Origin of the sequence: Pantoea sp. XY16 (assembly GCF_025153065.1) — a bacterium.
Taxonomy (GTDB): Bacteria; Pseudomonadota; Gammaproteobacteria; order Enterobacterales; family Enterobacteriaceae; genus Pantoea; species Pantoea alfalfae.
On the sequence record NZ_JANZNP010000004.1, the window covers coordinates 601,975 to 620,697 of the forward strand.

At 50.3% G+C, this 18,723-nt stretch carries 19 protein-coding genes; 9 read left to right on the top strand and 10 right to left on the bottom strand.

The window, feature by feature from the left end; all coding sequences use genetic code 11:
* Nucleotides 1-56: 56 nt before the first annotated feature.
* The 3 genes from N1689_RS07490 to N1689_RS07500 form a co-directional block, all read right to left on the bottom strand.
* Complete coding sequence (locus N1689_RS07490; protein WP_260058407.1) at nucleotides 57-3,455, bottom strand: glycosyltransferase; 3,399 nt, start codon at nucleotides 3,453-3,455, stop codon at nucleotides 57-59.
* A gap of 116 nt (nucleotides 3,456-3,571) precedes the next feature.
* Nucleotides 3,572-7,093, bottom strand: coding sequence for a glycosyltransferase (locus N1689_RS07495; protein ID WP_260058409.1), 3,522 nt, complete (start codon nucleotides 7,091-7,093; stop codon nucleotides 3,572-3,574).
* 208 nt (nucleotides 7,094-7,301) lie between these two features.
* Nucleotides 7,302-8,501 (bottom strand): FliC/FljB family flagellin, encoded by a 1,200-nt coding sequence (locus N1689_RS07500; RefSeq protein WP_150014882.1) that lies wholly within the window; start codon nucleotides 8,499-8,501, stop codon nucleotides 7,302-7,304.
* Nucleotides 8,502-8,837: 336 nt separating this feature from the next.
* Here N1689_RS07500 and fliD point away from each other — a divergent pair, with 336 nt between their 5' ends.
* From fliD to amyA, 4 genes are all read left to right on the top strand, one after another.
* Nucleotides 8,838-10,253, top strand: coding sequence for a flagellar filament capping protein FliD (fliD, locus tag N1689_RS07505; protein ID WP_222925352.1), 1,416 nt, complete (start codon nucleotides 8,838-8,840; stop codon nucleotides 10,251-10,253).
* Nucleotides 10,254-10,264: 11 nt separating this feature from the next.
* Entirely contained in the window at nucleotides 10,265-10,672 is a 408-nt protein-coding gene (fliS, locus tag N1689_RS07510) for a flagellar export chaperone FliS (RefSeq protein ID WP_110330520.1), read from the top strand.
* Nucleotides 10,672-11,037, top strand: a complete 366-nt coding sequence (fliT, locus tag N1689_RS07515; protein WP_161736517.1) for a flagella biosynthesis regulatory protein FliT — start codon at nucleotides 10,672-10,674, stop codon at nucleotides 11,035-11,037. The genes fliS and fliT overlap by 1 nt, the downstream gene beginning before the upstream one ends.
* Before the next feature lie 102 nt (nucleotides 11,038-11,139).
* Nucleotides 11,140-12,621: an alpha-amylase gene (gene amyA / locus N1689_RS07520; RefSeq protein ID WP_253418970.1), complete on the top strand. Its 1,482-nt coding sequence runs from the start codon at nucleotides 11,140-11,142 to the stop codon at nucleotides 12,619-12,621.
* Between the two features lie 75 nt (nucleotides 12,622-12,696).
* Here the strand turns inward: amyA and yedD are convergent, their stop codons facing one another.
* Nucleotides 12,697-13,170 (bottom strand): lipoprotein YedD, encoded by a 474-nt coding sequence (gene yedD / locus N1689_RS07525; RefSeq protein ID WP_260058417.1) that lies wholly within the window; start codon nucleotides 13,168-13,170, stop codon nucleotides 12,697-12,699.
* A gap of 241 nt (nucleotides 13,171-13,411) precedes the next feature.
* On the opposite strand from yedD, the gene N1689_RS07530 reads away from it, so the two are divergent.
* Nucleotides 13,412-13,735: a DUF6388 family protein gene (locus tag N1689_RS07530; RefSeq protein WP_008926858.1), complete on the top strand. Its 324-nt coding sequence runs from the start codon at nucleotides 13,412-13,414 to the stop codon at nucleotides 13,733-13,735.
* A gap of 192 nt (nucleotides 13,736-13,927) precedes the next feature.
* Here N1689_RS07530 and iraP read toward each other — a convergent pair whose 3' ends face one another.
* The gene (gene iraP / locus N1689_RS07535) at nucleotides 13,928-14,227 is read right to left on the bottom strand and encodes an anti-adapter protein IraP (RefSeq protein WP_013358264.1); all 300 of its coding nucleotides are present in this window, start codon (nucleotides 14,225-14,227) and stop codon (nucleotides 13,928-13,930) included.
* A 175-nt stretch (nucleotides 14,228-14,402) separates the two neighbouring features.
* Here iraP and N1689_RS07540 point away from each other — a divergent pair, with 175 nt between their 5' ends.
* Complete coding sequence (locus N1689_RS07540) at nucleotides 14,403-14,642, top strand: DinI-like family protein (protein ID WP_003854508.1); 240 nt, start codon at nucleotides 14,403-14,405, stop codon at nucleotides 14,640-14,642.
* Between the two features lie 38 nt (nucleotides 14,643-14,680).
* Here N1689_RS07540 and N1689_RS07545 read toward each other — a convergent pair whose 3' ends face one another.
* The 3 genes from N1689_RS07545 to N1689_RS07555 all read right to left on the bottom strand — a co-directional run bounded on the left by N1689_RS07545 (nucleotide 14,681) and on the right by N1689_RS07555 (nucleotide 15,810).
* Nucleotides 14,681-14,947: a hypothetical protein gene (locus N1689_RS07545; RefSeq protein WP_013358265.1), complete on the bottom strand. Its 267-nt coding sequence runs from the start codon at nucleotides 14,945-14,947 to the stop codon at nucleotides 14,681-14,683.
* Between the two features lie 151 nt (nucleotides 14,948-15,098).
* The gene (locus N1689_RS07550; RefSeq protein ID WP_237566756.1) at nucleotides 15,099-15,344 is read right to left on the bottom strand and encodes a hypothetical protein; all 246 of its coding nucleotides are present in this window, start codon (nucleotides 15,342-15,344) and stop codon (nucleotides 15,099-15,101) included.
* An 82-nt stretch (nucleotides 15,345-15,426) separates the two neighbouring features.
* Nucleotides 15,427-15,810, bottom strand: coding sequence for a hypothetical protein (locus N1689_RS07555; protein ID WP_161736521.1), 384 nt, complete (start codon nucleotides 15,808-15,810; stop codon nucleotides 15,427-15,429).
* 136 nt (nucleotides 15,811-15,946) lie between these two features.
* On the opposite strand from N1689_RS07555, the gene N1689_RS07560 reads away from it, so the two are divergent.
* A complete protein-coding gene (locus N1689_RS07560; protein WP_260058419.1) occupies nucleotides 15,947-16,579 on the top strand; it encodes a helix-turn-helix domain-containing protein in 633 nt (210 codons plus the stop codon).
* Between the two features lie 65 nt (nucleotides 16,580-16,644).
* Here N1689_RS07560 and N1689_RS07565 read toward each other — a convergent pair whose 3' ends face one another.
* Complete coding sequence (locus N1689_RS07565) at nucleotides 16,645-16,893, bottom strand: hypothetical protein (protein WP_013358269.1); 249 nt, start codon at nucleotides 16,891-16,893, stop codon at nucleotides 16,645-16,647.
* A 319-nt stretch (nucleotides 16,894-17,212) separates the two neighbouring features.
* Between N1689_RS07565 and N1689_RS07570 the strand changes: the two genes are divergently transcribed.
* Together N1689_RS07570 and N1689_RS07575 are read left to right on the top strand one after the other, a co-directional pair.
* Nucleotides 17,213-17,413: a hypothetical protein gene (locus N1689_RS07570; protein ID WP_010247636.1), complete on the top strand. Its 201-nt coding sequence runs from the start codon at nucleotides 17,213-17,215 to the stop codon at nucleotides 17,411-17,413.
* A gap of 412 nt (nucleotides 17,414-17,825) precedes the next feature.
* The gene (locus tag N1689_RS07575; RefSeq protein WP_222925348.1) at nucleotides 17,826-18,182 is read left to right on the top strand and encodes a hypothetical protein; all 357 of its coding nucleotides are present in this window, start codon (nucleotides 17,826-17,828) and stop codon (nucleotides 18,180-18,182) included.
* A gap of 29 nt (nucleotides 18,183-18,211) precedes the next feature.
* On the opposite strand, the gene N1689_RS07580 is transcribed toward N1689_RS07575, so the two are convergent.
* Entirely contained in the window at nucleotides 18,212-18,553 is a 342-nt protein-coding gene (locus tag N1689_RS07580) for a hypothetical protein (protein WP_222925473.1), read from the bottom strand.
* Nucleotides 18,554-18,723 lie beyond the last annotated feature (170 nt).

The following is an 18,723-nucleotide window of genomic DNA, read 5'->3' on the forward strand; positions in this document are numbered from 1 at the left end:
AGGCTGTGGAAATCCATGCACCGAATGGGTACGTATACGTACCCATCTTCCCGGTATCAGCGATCTTTACGGGCAAGCCATACCGGCAGTTCTCCCGACTGGTAAATCCAGCGTCTGTTAACTTCCTGATAGAGGTTTTCACCGAGGCTTTGCATTAAAAGCGGATTGCGGATCATTTTGTTAATCATAAATCGCCACTGCGACGTTTTATTTTTAATACGCTCAACGCTCATTATCTCTTTATAAGCATCGTGATCGCTGGCCAGCACCGGGTAACCGCAGGCACCTAACTGCGCGATAACACGATGCCCTTCCGCCTGGTTGAGTAACGAATCTGAGAGAGGTGCAAGCGCAAGGTTTAAATTTAAGGACTGAAACAACGGCGCAATCCTGTTTTGCGGCACTTTGCGATGATATTCATGGATAGAGGCTTTCCATGCGTCAGGACAGGCTCCGTAAACAATCCAGCAGACATCTTCACACATCTCCTTGATAAGCACCTCAATGTGCCGCCAGTCTTCCGGGTGCAAATCCGTCAGCACGATGCCCACTCTGGGCTTTGCGTCATTTTCGGCTGAACGATAATCAGGCTGAACGAGTCCCTGCCAGTCCGTGCCGAGCTTATCCTCCTGAAGGAGCATGTTTTTGTGGCTGAAAAGTTTCAGCGCAGCGGCATTCCTGACCACCAGCATGTCCGCGCCCTGCATAATCGCATCACGATCACGCTGATGACTGTTCGTGCTAAACGACGCCCGGGTTATGTCAACAATGAAACGGGTGTCAGGGAAAAGATGCCGGTTCTGTAACAGCCGCACCTGTCTGTTGGCCATCACATCGCTCAGCACAACATACTCAGGTTTTAGTCTGTAAAGTTCACCAGCAGATAAACGATGAGTGACCAGAGTGTGTAAGCCGCTTGCGGAGTGGGTAATCGCCTGATGACGATCTTTGACACGCTGAATTTCCGCGAAGTCTTCGGGATCAGACAAAAATAGCGAATCGGATTTTAAGCCCAGCCGGGCCGCTATCAGCGCGCTATTATTTTCCCGTACAAAACGCTCACCACTCCAGGAGAGATTAGGATTCATAACAGGGTCACGGGCTAACCGGTCGATCCACTGGGCTGTAAAGAGCGCAGTGCCGGGGATAAGTTCTGCTTCTGACATGATTTCATCGCAACATACCCGTGACTGAGGAACGGCTAACATGACAGATTCTTTTTCTGACGCCCTTAACAGCAGATCGCTGACTGCCTCATGGACGGTAGTGAACTTTTCATTAAGCCCTCCTGCCTGATGGCAGGCTGCGGTTCTCAACATGATACATTCGCTGCTGAGCAGTAAATAGCGTTGCGGAACAATCTGTTCCGGGCTGTACGTCCCGTCTGCTGCGTTGAACTGATCATAGTGGCAGCGTACCGTCCCATCAATAATGCCCGGGGAGTAGAGGTGGTGACGTTTATCAGTTAAAAATGGCGCACAGGCGAGGAGTTCAGAACGCCCGCAATGGTTCAGCAATGCGTTCAGCCAGGCTTTATTATTAAAATAAACCCCACAGGAAAGATAAAGTGTAAATTCACCGCGCGCCACAGAGAGAGCATAATTCAGCGCACTGACGCTGCTGATTTTCTCATCAACGAAATAGACTCTGAAGATATCTTCATTTATTTCTGAGAGTGAAGATAGCCATGCTCTGACGCTCTCGTCTTCTGACAGATTATCGATAAAAATGATTTCATAGGCTGTATCAGTGACGGTGTCGACAAACGTCGACAGCGTCCGCTTAACCTGATCAATTTCATTGTCTACGATAAGAACGACGGTAAGCTTTTTAATTGCTGAGGTATTGTAATGTATAGCAAACACGTTCTTATTTTTTTCAACTGAAGCATTGCTGTACCCTCTCAGCGTCAGGTGCTCTGCCAGTAAAGCCTGCGTTAACTCGTCATTATTATTGTCTGCTGATAACACCTCTAACACAGGCAGCGGGATATGCTGAATATCAGCCATCATTCGCGCATTGAGCAGTGGGAATAAAAAATCGATTTCAACCGTCCGGGGTGAAATGTCACGTGATTTAATTATCTCCATACACAATTCACGTCTGAAGAAAGCCCCCCTGGCAAAGCACTCTGGCTTCGCTAAAAAGTAATCAGGATCAAAATCGGGCAGAAAAAGTGACGAAGTCTCCCCATCCGAATCCAGCCAGATACGGTCTGTATAAAATGCCAGCGAGGTCGTGATTTTTTCGCTGAAAAGAGAGAGACTGTTGAAAATATTCGGGAAAATTCTGTCGCCAGAATGGAGGAACAGTATCCATTCATTCTGGTCTTCAGCCAGCAGTTGGCTTAACCAGCGGCTGAAGTGATTCGGTTTTGAATCCTTTTCACTCATTTCCACAGTGGCGTAGATGTTAATATCCACGCACAGCGTATGAAGTGAGGTGAGTGTAATATCAAGTGCCTGCTGCGATGAGTTGTCATCCAGAACCACCACGCTGAGGGACAGACCGCCATCCGTCTCAGCCAGAGATTTTTCAGGCACGGGATAATGGGCCAGCCAGTTTTCCGTTGAGACAAACTTCTCTTCACTTTTCTTCTCTGCAGCCGTCTGCGTTTTACTAAAAAAGTGCGTTAACTGCTGCGAGAAATTTGCTTCAAATTTTCGCATGTGGTCGCGAACGTTATAAAGCCCGGCACGCGTGCTCTCCAGTTCCGCGGGATCGTCACTAAAGCAGACACCCGCCCCACCCATATCGCGAATCGAAGCATCGGAGATGGCGAGTTTTTCATAACCCGGGGCGACCAGAGAAACCACCGGCACCCCACACAATGCAGCCAGGTTACAGGTTCCGGACCATTCAAAGGTGTACATCACCGTGGCCGACTTTAAAATTTCTGCCAGCTCTGCCAGAGGACGAGGATTTTTAACCGATATAATCGTGATATCGTCGGGTAAAGCAGTAAAATCGACTTTCTCTTCGGGTACCCGATTCAGATAGAGAAGTTTTGTCGTTTTTACTCTGCCGTCATCCGAGAACATCGCTAAATCCGGGCCTACCATCGTTAAAAAATCAACGTCAGGTTCTTTCACAATCAGCTGTGAGCTATACCAGAAAAAGAGATCCTCTTCTGTTTCATTAAGACGATTACCATTGAGCAGCGCTTCATGATTTAACATGTAGCGCACACAGACGTCAGCCTTAATCGGATTACCAGAATAAATTTCAGGATAAACAGCGATGGGGATCAGCTCCGATTTTTTATGCTGATCATAAATTTCAACATCCAGCTTAGGCGTATTCCAGGCAGGATTGGTGATATCGCTATTTACCATCCATGCATTGCCGCCATGCAGATTGATTTGATGACAGAGTTTGTGCAAAGCCTGAATACCGCCGGACGACTCCCGATAATCAGGTGAAAATATATAATAAGGATGTTTAAATTCAGACATTGCAACTCCGCCCGCCAGGTTGATGAAATCACTTAACCGTTCTGTGCTCTGCGCTGTTTCAGGCCATCTGAAATTTTGATCAGATAGCCTGAAAGGTTAACAGCTGCCGAAAGGAATCAGGGCTGCCATGCTTTTGCCCACAGCCGCAGGGTCTCACCGGTCAGCATCCAGTTACGTCGGATCTCAGCCTGCAATTCCATTCCCATTTTTGCGCTGGCATCCGGGTCAGCCAGATGCATCCGGATAGCCTCGCGCCAGTCAATGAACCGGTTATTAACACGGGTAACCGGCAGATTATCGTCCCGATAACAGGCAACGTTGCTGCAAATAACGGGCACTCCGCAGGCACCGTATTCCAGTAACCTCAAATTACTTTTACAGGCGTTAAAGATATTGTCTTCAACCGGTGCCAGCGCCAGATCGAGATTGAGCGACGCGAGCGCTGCAGGATAAAGTGTGAGATCAACGCCACTGTGTATTTCGTGCACATAAGGACGGAGTTTATCCGGACACATACCCATAAAGATCCATTCAACGTCTTTAGAAAATTCCCGGACAATGTCGAAAATCATTTCAAGATCGCCCCGATGGCTGACACCGCCAGCCCAGCCCACACGGGGTTTCTTACCCTGCTGACGCAGTGAGCGAAGGCTGCCCCAGGCCTCTGAAGGAAGGCGATTTTTCATCACAACGATATCCGGATGCATATCACGCATCGCGTCGGCCAGTGGTGCGGTAGAGACCACAAAGCGGTCAAAAAAGCTCAGGCTTTTACGTATTAATTTTGCCGTCTCCTGCTTATAAGCGTGACGGCCATGATGTTTCATGGGCAGATTGATGATGTAATCGTCCAGTTCAAACACCTTAAATACGTTGTGAAGTTTACTGACTCGCTCCATCCAGTTATGAAATGCTGGTGCATACCGGCGCTGGATAATCAGACTATCGGGGCTGAACTGCCCCATCTCACTCAATGTCAGCAGTGTCATGCCGCTTTTCCCCTGAGCAACGCCTTCCGCTATCATCGCCTCAAGCGGTTGAGTAATACGGTAATGTCCGCAACCGTAAATATCGGCATTATGCGCAAGAAAGGTGGGCAGATTTTCTGCTCTGACCGGCAGCCAGTTAACATCGTCATTTCGTAATTCGAAGTGACGACTTCGCATTGAAAGGTTTGGGTTATACGCAGGGTCACTGGCCACGACCGGCATCCATTCAGCATAAATTTTGTCTTCTTCCAGCTGTTTTAATTTACTGGACGTCTGCACGGTTTCATCCGGGAACGGGCTGGTGCGTGCTGCGGGACGATGCAGACGGGCATAAGGTGTCCAGACCGTCAGATAGCCCTGCTCCCGCGCCTTCAGGCACAGATCAACGTCAGCATATAAGCGCTTATCCTGATCAAATCCTCCCAGCTCGTCGAATACCGATTTGCGCATCAGCATCAGATCACCCGAAACGGCACTGTAGTTCTGATCGACATTCATGCGCCCCAGATAGTTGGCGTCTTTGTCGTCATTACCTCTGAAGACTTCACCCACTGCACCGTTTACCCCCAGGACGTAACCCGCATGCCTGATCTTATTGTCAGATGAGAGATGCTTTCCACCCACAGCAAAGACTTCAGGCCGTAGTCCATGATTCAGGAGATTATCGAGCCATTCACCGTCAGTGACCGCCATTTCACAATGCATGAAAAGCAGATAGTCTCCTGTAGCCTGTTCAGCGGCGAGATTAGCCATAGCACTGTGGCTGAATGCGCCGTTAAAGCTTGCCGTTTTTATACGGACAGGATCAACTTTTGCAATATCTGACAACCATTTATCCCGCTCAGTCGTCCCCTGGTTATCAGAGATGATGATCATCTCGTACTGGTGCCAGGTGGTTTTTTCCAGCACGGTCGTGACGCAACTAATCAGCGAGGCGAGATCCCAGTTAGCCAGAATGATGATTGAAACCACTGGCTTATTGGGATGGTTGTATCGTAAACGGTAATTGAAGAATTTATCTAATGCCGCCCGTCCATCCGGGTAGCCGCGATTATGCAAATGCCGCTCAATGATCGCCACATCTTCAAGGATATCTCTGCTTTTCAGATGGCCTGTTAACAATGGCTCAGCGAGGTGACCGATACCCTCAAACCCCTGAGATTCAATCAGCTTAAGAATGAGATCAAACTCTGCTGAAGCGGGATAATCGGCATCCAGTCCTTCCGCCGCTAACAGCAGCTCTCGCCGGAACAACCAGTGTTGCGCCATCGTTTTGGGCGAACTGAGCAGTAAATCAAGATTAAAATCGGGCCTGAAAGCGGCACCGAGTGGTGCATTATCGATATAAAAAAATTCATCCGCATAGAGTGCTAAATAATGGTTTTGAACGAGGAGCATTTTGCTCAATGCGATCATACCGGAGGCGTGCAGAATCGTGGTCGCCTCAAGAAACATGATCCACTGGTCTTCACGTTCATGGATGATTTGATTGATGACACTGATTCGGCTCTGCTCTGTTGCGGCATAGCATTCAGCGTTCGTGTCAGGCGTTACGTCGATGGCAACGATAACCGGTTCAAACCGGATGCCCACTGTCGCTGTCTGGCCGATTGATTTCAAAAGTATATCCAGACCGGTGACGGTCTCTTCTGTAACCGTAATCACGACCAGCACGCTGACGGGATGCGTGTGCGTCGCGGCAAGATCCACCAGCATATTATGCTGCAATGGATTCAGGGTGCGTGAAGCTCTCCACGTCGCAAGCGTGTCTAAGGTAAAGTTCTTCTGCTGCTCTTCAGAAAGATTTTTAATGCCAAACAGATCAGGTCGCTCCGTGGAAGCAACGCGCGCCAGATGTGGCTCATGGTCGACATCATTAAACCAGCTTTCGTTACGGATCTTTTCATATAACGCCTCTCGTCCGTCTCTGAAAATATCGTTACTTTCACGCTGATGAGGCTGAAATTCCACATCTGAAGCACGAATGCTACACAACGGCGTGGCAAACCAGAGAAGGTGGCTGTGCCTCAATAAATGGTGAAAAATAACCAGCGCCGGAACCGCCTGTAATGCCGGATCGCCGGTGGTGAGCAGTGAATGATCGATAAGGCTGCTGGTGAGATCTTCGCGGTAAAACAGCGCGGCGGTCATTTCTCCCGGCAGACTGTACGCTTTCAGTGTCTGATTACGCAGCAAATCCTGGCCGTTGATAATGCTGTTTTCACTGTACAAAGCCGATGTTGAGATAAGCTCGGGCAGCACTTCACCCTGTGGACCTACCCGCTCCCGACGGGAGGCCGCCACACGGCACTCAGGCTGTGTCATCAGGCCTGAGACTAATGTGGAGACGCAGGCAGGTTTCAGGAGATCGGCATCTGACAGGAATTTAATATATTTTCCGCGCGCTGCGCTGACGGCAGCCTGATAAACCGGTACCGTCCTATCATCTATTTTTAAATAGCGAAGAAGATGGCCGTATCGGGCAAGATAACCCTGTAGCTTCTTATGAATAAAAGGCGCGTCACTGTAATCAGCCACAATGATTTCAATCTGCGGGTAATCCTGGCTGAGCGCGCTGTCGAGTGCGTTTGTAAACCAGGCTGAAGCGCCGGCGGTAATGATGATGCTGACAAGATCATGTTGATGCATTTTACTCTCTCTCACTGACTCCTCTGAGTCATGACCGACTGAGAGCAGCGCACATTTTGCTTTAGCATAATCTTTGTGCCTGGGTTCAATCGGAGAAGTAAAACAGCAAAGAGGGCCTAATCTGCCAGAACGGCAACGCTGGACTATTCTCCAGCCATAAAAAAACCCCGCCGAGGCGGGGTTTTTGCGTGGATTCTGAGGGAATCGATTAGCCCTGCAGCAGAGACAGAACCTGCTGTGGAACCTGGTTAGCTTTTGCCAACACTGAGTTACCAGCCTGCTGTACGATCTGCGCTTTAGACATGTTTGAAACTTCAGTTGCGTAGTCAGCATCCTGGATACGAGACTGTGCAGCTGACAGGTTGGTCGTGGTGTTGCTCAGGTTAGTCACGGCTGAGTTCAGACGGTTCTGAATCGCACCCAGTGAAGAACGGAACTTATCCACGCTTGCAATCGCTTCATCCAGTTTAGCCAGTGGGCTTGATGATGCACCCGTAGTCAGGCTGGACAGGCTCATGTTAGAGGTGTCCAGTTTGAACGCTGCGGTGCCTGCAGTCGTTGCAGTATCGGCTGACTGTGGGTCAACTGCGACAAAGAAGGACTGAGACGCGCCGCTGGCGATATCAAAGCCATTTGCTTTCAGGTTGTTGGTTTCAGCAGCGCTTGCTGATGCAACAGTGACTTTAGCAAACATTTTGCCGTTGTCATCTTTGTACACAGTACCGGTGTCAACAGTCACACCTGAAGTTGCCACACCCAGACGGGTAGACAGGGCATCAGCAGTTGATTCAGCAACAGTTGCGCCAGTTACGTTGGTAGTAGAACCGTAAGCAGCTTTAAATTCTGTTGCGCCAGCTGCAGTTGGGGTACCAGCAGGACCGTTCACGTTAAAGCTATCCAGACCCAGGGTCTTGGAGTCGATTTTTTTCAGGTCGATAGTGATGGTTTCGCCATCGTTAGCGCCAACCTGGATGTTCATTTTTCCGTCTTTAGCCAGCACGTTCACGCCGTTGAACTGAGTCTGACCCGATACGCGGTCAATCTCGTCCAGACGTGATTTGATTTCGTCTTGGATTGAAGATTTGTCAGAATCTGAGTTAGTACCGCTTGAAGCCTGTACAGTCAGCTCACGGATACGCTGTAAGTTGTTGTTGATTTCTGACAGCGCGCCTTCAGTCGTCTGCGCAGCAGAGATACCGTCGTTGGCGTTACGAGCAGCCTGAGTCAGACCCTTGATGTTAGAGGTGAAACGGTTGGCAATCGCCTGACCAGCAGCGTCATCTTTCGCGCTGTTGATACGTAAACCAGAAGACAGACGCTCCATTGAAGTAGACAGAGCTGACTGGTTCTTGTTGATGTTGTTCTGAGTGATCAGCGAGAGGCTGTTGGTATTAATGACTTGGGCCATGATAAATTTTCCTGTTAATCAAGTCTTTCGGTTAAGGTGTGGGCTTCAACCCGCCGGCTTCAGCGCCGTCAAAGTTGTTATCGTCTGCCGTTTAACAACCTTTAGAATTTTTTTAGTACCAGGCGAATTTTTCTGCTTCAGCCTGTCACGTTTTAAGTTATCGCCACCCGTCCCGACTTCTTTAGACTTAATTCATTAATTTTCTAGTCACTGAATTACCCTTCTCTATAGTGCTTATTTACCTCATTACCCTAAGGCAAATAACGTTAAACTTTACCTATTCAAGGCCGATAACCCAGGTATCAATTTCCCTGTCGACCTTATAAAGGAATTAACATGGCCAGTATCAGTAATCTCGGTGTGGGTTCCGGCCTGCCACTCAGTACCATGCTTGACAGTCTGACCACCGCGGAAAAAGCGGCACTGACACCCATTTCAAAACAGCAGTCAGCTTATACGTCCAAACTCAGTGCCTATGCCACCCTGAAAAGTTCTCTGACAACATTCCAGACGGCCAACACCAAGCTGAACAGTGCGGACCTGTTTACCGCAACGACCGCAACCAGCAGCTCCACGGCCTTCAGTGCCACGACCTCTGGCAGCAGCACCGTCGCCGGTAAATATGCGATTAACGTAACGCAGCTGGCGCAGGCGCAGGTTTTGACCTCAGCTGTGCAGAGCAGTAGCACTACCGCACTGGGTGACAGCTCAGTCGCCAGCCGCAGCATTGCGATTACCTTAAAAGATGGTACCAGCAAAAGCGTGACGCTCTCGGCCGATCAGACCTCGCTGACCGGTATGCGTGACGCTATTAATGGCGCGAATGCGGGTATCACCGCCAGTATCATTAAGGTGTCAGACGGCAGTTTCCGACTCTCTATGAGCGCCAATAAAACCGGCAGCGACAATGCGGTGGCAACGATTGCCGTCACCGGTGACAACACGCTGCAGGGAATTGTGGGCTTTGACGCATCCGCCAGCAGCAATGTAATGACAGAAAGCGTTAAAGCGCAGAATGCTCAGCTTACGGTAAACAACGTTGCAATTGAAAACAGCAGCAACCAGATCAGTGATGCACTGGAAGGGATTACGTTAAATCTGACTGCGCAGACGGTTGGCAGTCAGACGCTGACCATTACCAAAGACACCTCAAAAGCCTCCAGCGCCATCAGTGCCTGGGTGGATGCATACAACACCTTGCTGGATCAGTTCAACACCCTGACCAAATACACCAAGGTTGATACCAATACGGATTCACAGGACTCCAGTAATGGCGCCCTGCTGGGTGACAGTACGTTACGGACGATTGAGACGCAGCTCAAGACGATGCTGACCAACGCGCAAAGCTCATCATCCTATAAATCACTGGGTCAGATTGGTGTTACTACCGATCCCACCACCGGTTCATTAAAACTGGATTCGACCAAGCTGAGTGCCGCCCTGGATAAAGATGCGGCGGGCGTGAAAGAGATGATCGTGGGTGACGGTAAAACTGGCATTACTGCGAAAATCGACAGCAAACTGACTGACTGGCTGGCATCCAAAGGGATTGTCCAGGCTGCGACTGATGGCGTCAGTAAAACACTGAATACCTTAACCGCCCTTTATAACACCACCAGCGATCGCATCGATGCGGATATTGCGCGTTATAAAACACAGTTTACCCAACTGGATATGGCTATCAGTAAACTTAACTCGACCAGTACCTATCTGACACAGCAGTTCGATACGTCAGATTCGTCTAAAAAATAACAGGAGTGTCCATGTACAGCGCTACAGGCACCAAAGCCTATGCAAAAATTGGCGTAGAAAGCGCCGTGATGAGCGCCAGCCAGCAGCAGCTGGTCGTGATGCTGTTCGACGGCGCACTGAGCGCGTTAATCCGCGCCCGCCTGTTTATGCAGGATGGCAATATTGAAGGCAAAGGCAGCTCCATCTCCAAAGCCATCAATATTATCGAAGCGGGTCTGAAAGAGGGCCTGGCTGAAAACCGTGGTGATGAGCTGGCAGACAATCTGCTGGATCTTTACAACTACATGACGCGTCGCCTGTTGCAGGCCAACCTGCACAATGATGTTGCCGCGGTCGAGGAGGTCGAAGGCCTGCTGCGCAACATCGCGGACGCGTGGAAAGAAGTGGTTCAACCTAACCTGATTCAGGACGCCGTTTAATGACTACTGCACCGCATCTGATTGCCGTTTACCAACAGTTACTCGATCTCAGCCAGGGAATGCTGCGTCATGCCGCACAGGGCGAATGGGATGAATTGATCAGCCGGGAGATGGAGTATGTCAATGCGGTGCAGGACTTAGCCCAGTCGACAGAGGCAGTATCGCCTTCATCACAGACGCAGGAGCAGTTACGTCCGGTACTGCGCCGTATTCTCGACAACGAAAGCGAAGTAAAACGCCTGCTGCAGGCGCGGATGGATGAGCTGGCCTCGCTGGTCGGTCAGAACAGCCGTCAGAAATCGGTGATGTCCGCCTATGCCAACCAGGGCGGCATTGTGATGGTACCGCGCGAAACCCTCTCCTGATCCCCTGCTCTGCTACGCCGCCAGATTTATTTTTCTGCGCGGCGTCTCTTTTCTGCCGCTTACTCCATACTTGATTTTCATCATCCCCCTGGAGTGTGGTACATGCAAAACCCAACGTTATTACAGTTTTTCCATTGGTATTACCCGGATGGCAGCAAATTGTGGCCGGAAGTCGCCGATCGCGCGGCCTGGCTCAGCGAAATTGGTATCACTATGGCATGGCTGCCACCCTGCTACAAAGGGGGGTCGGGGGGCTATTCAGTGGGTTACGACAGCTACGATCTGTTCGACCTGGGGGAATTTGATCAGAAAGGCGGCGTTGCCACCAAATATGGTGATAAAGCGCAATTACTGGCTGCCATGGAAGCCCTGCGTAGCCACAACGTTGGGGTGCTGCTGGATGTGGTGCTGAACCACAAAATGGGCGCGGACGAGAAAGAGGCGATCAGCGTTAACCGCGTCAATCCGGACAACCGAGATGAAATTTATGATGAGGTCGTCGACTGTGAAGCCTGGACGAAATTCACCTTTCCGGCGCGGAAAGGTGAGTATTCGAAATTTGTCTGGGACCACAAATGTTTTAGCGGCGTAGACCACATCGAAAACCCGGACGAGAACGGCGTATTCAAAATCATCAACGACTACACCGCCGAAGGCTGGAACGATCAGGTCGATAACGAGCTGGGCAACTTCGACTATCTGATGGGTGCCAACATCGATTTCCGCAACAATGCGGTCAGGGAAGAGCTGAAATACTGGGCACGATGGGTGATGGAACAGGTACCCTGCACTGGCTTCCGTCTGGATGCGGTAAAACATATTCCGGCCTGGTTCTATAAAGAGTGGATCGATCATATTCAGGACGTCGCTGAAGAACCGATGTTTATCGTCGCGGAATACTGGTCGTTTGAAACCGAGAAGCTGCAGGAGTACGTGCATCAGGTGGAAGGCAAAACCATGCTGTTTGATGCGCCACTGCACATGAACTTCCATCAGGCCTCTACCGCAGGCAGCGCCTACGATATGAGCCAGATTTTTGCTAACTCGCTGGTGGTGGCGGATCCGTGGCATGCCGTGACCATCGTGGCTAACCATGACACCCAGCCGCTGCAGTCGCTCGAAGCGCCGGTTGAGGCCTGGTTCAAACCGCTGGCCTATGCGCTGATCCTGCTGCGTGAGCAGGGCGTGCCAACCATTTTCTATCCTGACCTTTTCGGGGCGACTTATGAAGATGAGGGCGGCGACGGCGAGACGCACAAAATTGAGATGCCGGTCATTCCTGAACTGGAAGGATTAATCCGGGCACGTCAGCAGTATGGCTGGGGCGTGCAGACCGACTATTTTGATCATCCTAACTGCGTGGCGTTCAGCCGCAGCGGCACCGAAACGCAGCCAGGCTGTGTGGTGATCATGTCGAACGGCGATGCGGGCGAGAAAAGTGTGCCGATGGGCGAAGGCTTTGCCGGTAAGGTCTGGCGCGATCATCTGGGGAACCGTGAAGAGACCATTACGGCTGACGAGCACGGTACAGCCGTCTTTGCCTGTAACGGTGGCAGCGTCAGCGTCTGGGTAGTAGCAGAATAAGTGACTGAATAAGCGTAAAACCGCCCTGCCGGACGCTTTCGCGTGCTGCCGGGGCGGTTTTTTTATGGGCTGCGGTTAGGACTGCGCGTTATGCTCAGTAATCGGCGTGCGCAGCAGCTGCGGTTCAATATTCTGAATGACAGCAGCTTTCGGCTGTTTTGCCACTTCTTCCAGTGCCTGCTGACACTCTACTGTCGGACGCGCCACTTTGCGCAGGGTCAGCCCGTCATACTTAAGTTCACTGTTATCGACGACCAGCGGCATCACCCGAATCTTTCGCGTGACGTTGACATAGTCACCGTTCAGACGGGTCAGCTTGCCTGGCTTCGCAATCACACGCATCCACTGGCGGCAATCCAGCGTGCTGCCATCCGCATTGATAATCAGACTGGCTATTGCCTGTCCGCTGATCAGGCTGCTTTGTGGGCCGACGGTTTGCCAGTTCCCCTGCAGATCAGCCGGTGCCGGCGCCTGTACCGCATTTTCATAATCGTTGATTTGCGCACAGCCACTCAGTGCCAGCGCGGCTATCAGCATCCACTTTTTCATGTTTAATCCCTAAGATCGCGTCAATGGCGGCTACGTTATAATTTTTTCACCGCGCAGCGCAAGGTATCTGGCTGTTCAGACACCCGCAAGCGGCCGATTGCAGCAGAATTTACTCATGAGCCAGGACATCGGTCAGCGTTTTAATCGGCTACTGGCAGTCTGAATGGGCTCTGGCACGCCTGACAAGCGGAAGACAACCCGATACACTGACGCGCTGCATCAGCCTTTCAGGAATATAAATATGAAAACGCCAGAAGCCTATTATGCCCAGGCACGTGAAATGTTTTTTACCGCGCATCCCGACTTTCAGTCAGCACTGGATGAGTTAACGGAGAGCGATGCCCGTGCCGCTAATCTGTCGCTGCGACAGCTGCGTGAATGGCACGCCGAACGCATCTATGCGGCCTTTTTACGGCAGAAGAATCTGGATGGGATGATTTTTTCTATTCAGCTCGCTGAGCCCGATAAAGCGGTAGCGGCTGAGGCTATCGAGACCTATCTCAAATCTCATGCTGAGTCGCTGGGAATGAGCTGGGAAGAGTTCTGCATCAAAAACGAGCTGTAACGTTCCCTGCACTGAAGAGGTATAAGTGACACCTCTCAGACTGTCGCACGGCATCGGATAGAGCAGTAAAGCAAAAACGCGATACCTTCACGTTAAGCCGCAGGTGATGATTGCACTTTTGGGCAAAGCAACTGCACTGCCTCCGGAGAGATTGCCGGGCTTTCCTCTCCGGAGGTGTATTGAAAAATGGCCCTACTCTCGCTCTTCCGTGGCTTTGCCTTTCACTTCTACATAGCTTGCAACCGCCAGCAGACGATTGATATGCGTCAGCAGCAGATCAACATCCGACTGCAGAAACTCAGTCGACGATTGCGAAGCGGTAATGATGGCATCCTGCACCGTTTCTGTAATGGTCAGCGAGTTGTCCTGTTTCGCCTGCACCAGCAGCGCTGCAACCAGCAGGGACTGCGCTTCAAGCTGCGCCGTCAGCTCTTTTGCATCGACGTCCATCTTTGCCAGCTTTAGCAGAATATCAATGACCAGTTGTCGCATCGCGGACCTCCTGAAAAGTAAGCCAGCATTATGTCGCGATGCGTGCGCATTTTGCTAGTCGAAGATGGAGGTTTTCGCGAGATAAAAATTTACGCGAAATCAGGCGCACTGCCTTGCTACTGTTTTTATTTACAGTATTATATATCAGCGATTTTGCCCTGAATGGATTGCCATCATGTTTGTTGAGTTGATTTATGACAAGCGCAACGTTGCCGGTTTACCGGGTGCTCGCGAGATGATTCGTGAGGAGCTGGAAAAGCGGGTACATCGGGTGTTTCCTGACATCGAAGTTAAGGTCAAGCCGATGGAACGTAACGCGATTGATACTGATTTGAGTAAGAACGATAAGGCGACAGTTGCGCGTATTGTTGAAGAGATGTTCGACGAAGCGGAAATGTGGCTGGTGGCCGACTAATCTCTTAGCGGCCACCGTATCAGTCAGCGGGAGATGAATCAGCTCTCCTGCTCACTGTGATTAATTTCAATCTCGATGTCCTGAATAGCGGCATCCAGATCTTCCAGCAGTTTCCCCTGCTTATTCAGCAACGCATCGATACGGTCGGCATTCGTCTTATCTTTATACTCACCAGCATCAAACGCTAACCAATGGCTGGACAGGGTTTCGGTGTTGGTCTGCGCGTAGTGGCGCATCTCTTTAAGCTGCGAAGTCACATCGCGCAGATAGTCATTTTTGGTTTTGGTTTCTGTTGAATCGCTCATGCTAAATTTCCTTCTGGTCAGTTATCAAAAGTGTTTAGGCTTAGCGGTTCATCAACCGGCCAATCAGCGGACGTCAGTTCAGGTACAAAATGTCGTCCGGAGATTTAAAACTAGTCGATCATAGCGAATCCGCACTAAGAATAATCGGAAGTTACGGTTTCCCGGTGGGTTTCGCGGATGGCACCTCATTCTCAATCACGACTTCTTTTACTTTTGTGATCGTTTTGTCGGCGACGCGATCAGGTATCACATCAAGCTTATGCTGTAATGCTGCAACCTGACTGGTCAGCAAATCCACCCGCTCATCACGCCGCGCTGCAATGACCCGATAATCTGCCCGGATCTCCTCAACCCGCTTATTTGCCGTGTTACTGACGTAGAGAAAAATAATTGTCATCAGAATGCAAATCATCGAACAGCTCAGCAGAATGCAGCCGAGGATAACTTTGCGCCGTTGTAACATAGGAGCCTTAAGGCTGTTAATTGTTGTCATCGCTGCGATCCTCCAGAGTTGAGATCAGCCGATTAATCTCATTACGAAATTTATCGTTCTGATCGGTTTCGGTCATCGCCAGTAAAATACCTACGGCATTCTTGATTAACCGTAGATCCGTTTCGAGTGTCGCAATACGTCGCAAATTTCTGTCATGACGTTCACGTAACTCATCGTTCTCCTCCCGTATCATCAGGTTGCTCTCTTTCAGCAACACCACCTGCTCTTTGTAGCTGGTAATAATTTCGCCGCCGGCTCGATTACTGGTTACGATTGACGCAATACCCGCCAATAACGGTTTCCAGAACAGTGCTGCTGCCCCCCCACCCAGAACCAACGCACCCATACTGGTAATCAGACTACTTTCCATGCCACACCCCTTTGTCCGGTAAGGTCTCTGGAACACACTGCGTGCAGAACAGCCACGTCCTCAACCCTGAATTTAAGATTGCTTAAATACCAGGGTTAAGTATACTTAAGTCACTCTCAATCAAAAAGTCAAGCTGATGAAAAATGAAACGCTGGGTGACCGCATCCGACTCCGACGTAAATCACTGCAATTAACGCAGAAGCAATTGGCACAACAGGTAAAAGTCTCCCATGTGGCTATTTCGCAATGGGAAAAAGAGGAGACGCTGCCGCGCGGTGAGAACCTGCTTCGGCTTGCCGAAGCGCTGGGCTGTGCACCGGCTTATCTGATAGATGGGGATGGTCCTGTTTTCAGCGAAAATAGCTGGGCAGGACTGCACCAGATCCCGCTGCTTGCTCAGCGTAACGTCGCACAGTGGCTGAACGATGCCGGTGCTGTCCGGCATCAGCTGCTGATGCACAACGATATGGCGCTGTCGAAACAGAGTTTTGCCTTCCGGGTGGAAGAACAGGCCATGTCACCCGCTATTCTGCGGGAGGATGTGGTGATTATTGATCCCTGCCTGTCACCTCAGCCTGGTGACTACGTACTGGCATTACAGCAACAGAATGTCCTGCTGCGCACCTGGCGCCAGCGCGGCAGTGAGGATGGTGTTACGCAGTTTGAACTGGCACCGGTCAATATCAACTTTCCCGAGCTGCATTCAGGCCGTGACAGCCTGAAGCTGATAGGCACGCTGGTGGAATTGCGCCGCTATCGGCAGCCATAAAAAAACCCGCCGGGTGCGGGTTAGCTTTTCAGCGAAAAACTGTAGTTAGAGTAATAGCCATGCAACTACAGGGCGTCGACCAGTTGATCCACTACGACCTTACCCTGCAGGTCGGTCTGCATAATGCGATAGTTGACTGGCCATGAGCGGCGGGTGCTGAGTTTATCGAACAGGGTCACGCCGCCTTTTTTGACACCCTGACGGCTGACAATAATCCATTCCGTCACCTCTTCCTGACCACGATTTCTCAGACTCAGTGTGCGTTGTTCAATTAGCTGGTCTTCAGCTTCAATCTTTAAATAGTCTCGTAACATAATTTCTATCTCCTGGTAACGCAGGTCACTATATGCTTTTTATTAATCAGTTCAATCGAATTTATTAATCGAAGATTTTATCGTCGGGAATGTGACCTGCCGCAGTCGATATGACAGGTTTGTCCATTTCTGCATCAGACCTTTCCCGTTAGCATGATTGTGCTGCACACACCCAAACATCGAAAAATGACGTGTTCAGTATGAGAGAAACTCCGATTAGCCCGCCTCTGGCGGGCTTTTTTTCGCTCTGTAATCCAATGTAAAGGCGGGATGTCAGGGCTGGTCTAGACTTAAGGCACTGGAAAAAAAGGAGTGAGTTATGTTTAAGCACAATACAAATGAAGAACGTAAGAAAGAAGGTGATGTCAGCAAGAGCCTGCCCGAAGCTGCGCCAAATGCGGGCAATGCTTATGAAGAAGATGATCACCCTGCCACTGACGCACCGAAAGATCATGGTGAAGTGCCGCGCAAAAATGATGACAGCCAGGATGATAAAAAAGATCCCTATAAAGCGAGTTGATGTGCAGATGGCGCGCCCGACAGGCGCGCTGTTTCCTGTTGCTCAGGGAAGCTTCAGGTAAAGAGTACGCCACACCTTCAGGGCAGAAAAGTTTTTGCGTAATAGCATTTCTCACCGTTTCGTTATGTTCCTGCTTTTACTACGGCAAAAACCGCCTGACAGACTGTTCATTAAACCCCGAAGGTTCAATTTGAAGTAGCGCTTCGCAAATTTTTCGTTCATTTCCCGTAACCCGTAAATTGATCCTTCCATTCGCCCTCCGTTAACTCAAAGTGAGGCAGGTATGTATTGTGTTCATGAATCGGTGACGCTGAGTGTTGTACCCTCTGCTCTCGCTGACTTAATCACAGGTTCGTGACAGAGCCTTAAAGGGCGCAGATTAGCCGGAAAAATGATAACGAGCGTGGATGCCATGAATAGATTAATAATCGCTCTGAGCGTAAGTTTGCTGAGCGGATGTGTAGATACGGGACGAGTTGGATTGCACCCGGAAACGAAGACCGCCTGGTTCGACGGTCATCCTTATCAGGTTGCGTCCTGCCTTACCGAAGTGGCACAGAATAAGCAGTCCTACCTGGAGCAGGATGATCCGCTGCCAGATGGCACGAAGCGATATAACCTCGAAAAGGATAATGAAACCGTAGCCTGGATTGAAATTGCAAAGTTCAGTCATCATCAGACCAGCGCGACGTTTTACTACGATCCAAAAGCGCCGGATATCAGCGCACTGGTTTCAGCGATGATTGCAGCGTGCAAAACAACGCGTTAGCGGCATCGCCGGGCTGGTCGCAGATCAGGCTATTTAGCGGGTTCGCAATCATAGAGTCCCCGTATGCGGATCTGACTCTGGCTGGTGCGGACGATTTGCGCCCGTAACATTCCTTTGCCCTCGCGCGTCGTCTGCTCCATATCTACCATGCCCGGCGCTTTGCTGTTTTTAACCAGCAACTTTATCGTGGCGTTGTCGTAATCACCCTTCTCTTTTGAAAACGTGACTTTCTGGGTCTTCGCACGTTCTTCGTTTACGGAGAACCAGCCACTCTTATCGGCTTTAAGGTAAAACGGCCCGCACTGTGTGGCGGCAAAAGCTGGGGCTGATAAGGCGATTAATGACGTTATCAGAATAAGTTTTTTTAGCATCGGGCTGGCGTCCTGTTGATGGGTGATGAAATATCGCCGGTGCCAAAAAGTGAGTTCACTGCTGCACGGCTCATAATAAGAGGCAGTATAGCCAATGACGCCTGCATGATTGCCAGTGCAGGCCCATAGACTCAGCAAAGAAACTGGGGATATTGCTGGCAACCCTCATC

Coding starts and splice junctions, on each gene's coding strand:
- N1689_RS07490 (WP_260058407.1), bottom strand. CDS start 3,455: ATGTCTGAATTTAAACATCCTTATTATATATTTTCACCTGATTATCGG.
- N1689_RS07495 (WP_260058409.1), bottom strand. CDS start 7,093: ATGCATCAACATGATCTTGTCAGCATCATCATTACCGCCGGCGCTTCA.
- N1689_RS07500 (WP_150014882.1), bottom strand. CDS start 8,501: ATGGCCCAAGTCATTAATACCAACAGCCTCTCGCTGATCACTCAGAAC.
- fliD (WP_222925352.1), top strand. CDS start 8,838: ATGGCCAGTATCAGTAATCTCGGTGTGGGTTCCGGCCTGCCACTCAGT.
- fliS (WP_110330520.1), top strand. CDS start 10,265: ATGTACAGCGCTACAGGCACCAAAGCCTATGCAAAAATTGGCGTAGAA.
- fliT (WP_161736517.1), top strand. CDS start 10,672: ATGACTACTGCACCGCATCTGATTGCCGTTTACCAACAGTTACTCGAT.
- amyA (WP_253418970.1), top strand. CDS start 11,140: ATGCAAAACCCAACGTTATTACAGTTTTTCCATTGGTATTACCCGGAT.
- yedD (WP_260058417.1), bottom strand. CDS start 13,170: ATGAAAAAGTGGATGCTGATAGCCGCGCTGGCACTGAGTGGCTGTGCG.
- N1689_RS07530 (WP_008926858.1), top strand. CDS start 13,412: ATGAAAACGCCAGAAGCCTATTATGCCCAGGCACGTGAAATGTTTTTT.
- iraP (WP_013358264.1), bottom strand. CDS start 14,227: ATGCGACAACTGGTCATTGATATTCTGCTAAAGCTGGCAAAGATGGAC.
- N1689_RS07540 (WP_003854508.1), top strand. CDS start 14,403: ATGTTTGTTGAGTTGATTTATGACAAGCGCAACGTTGCCGGTTTACCG.
- N1689_RS07545 (WP_013358265.1), bottom strand. CDS start 14,947: ATGAGCGATTCAACAGAAACCAAAACCAAAAATGACTATCTGCGCGAT.
- N1689_RS07550 (WP_237566756.1), bottom strand. CDS start 15,344: ATGACAATTATTTTTCTCTACGTCAGTAACACGGCAAATAAGCGGGTT.
- N1689_RS07555 (WP_161736521.1), bottom strand. CDS start 15,810: ATGGAAAGTAGTCTGATTACCAGTATGGGTGCGTTGGTTCTGGGTGGG.
- N1689_RS07560 (WP_260058419.1), top strand. CDS start 15,947: ATGAAAAATGAAACGCTGGGTGACCGCATCCGACTCCGACGTAAATCA.
- N1689_RS07565 (WP_013358269.1), bottom strand. CDS start 16,893: ATGTTACGAGACTATTTAAAGATTGAAGCTGAAGACCAGCTAATTGAA.
- N1689_RS07570 (WP_010247636.1), top strand. CDS start 17,213: ATGTTTAAGCACAATACAAATGAAGAACGTAAGAAAGAAGGTGATGTC.
- N1689_RS07575 (WP_222925348.1), top strand. CDS start 17,826: ATGAATAGATTAATAATCGCTCTGAGCGTAAGTTTGCTGAGCGGATGT.
- N1689_RS07580 (WP_222925473.1), bottom strand. CDS start 18,553: ATGCTAAAAAAACTTATTCTGATAACGTCATTAATCGCCTTATCAGCC.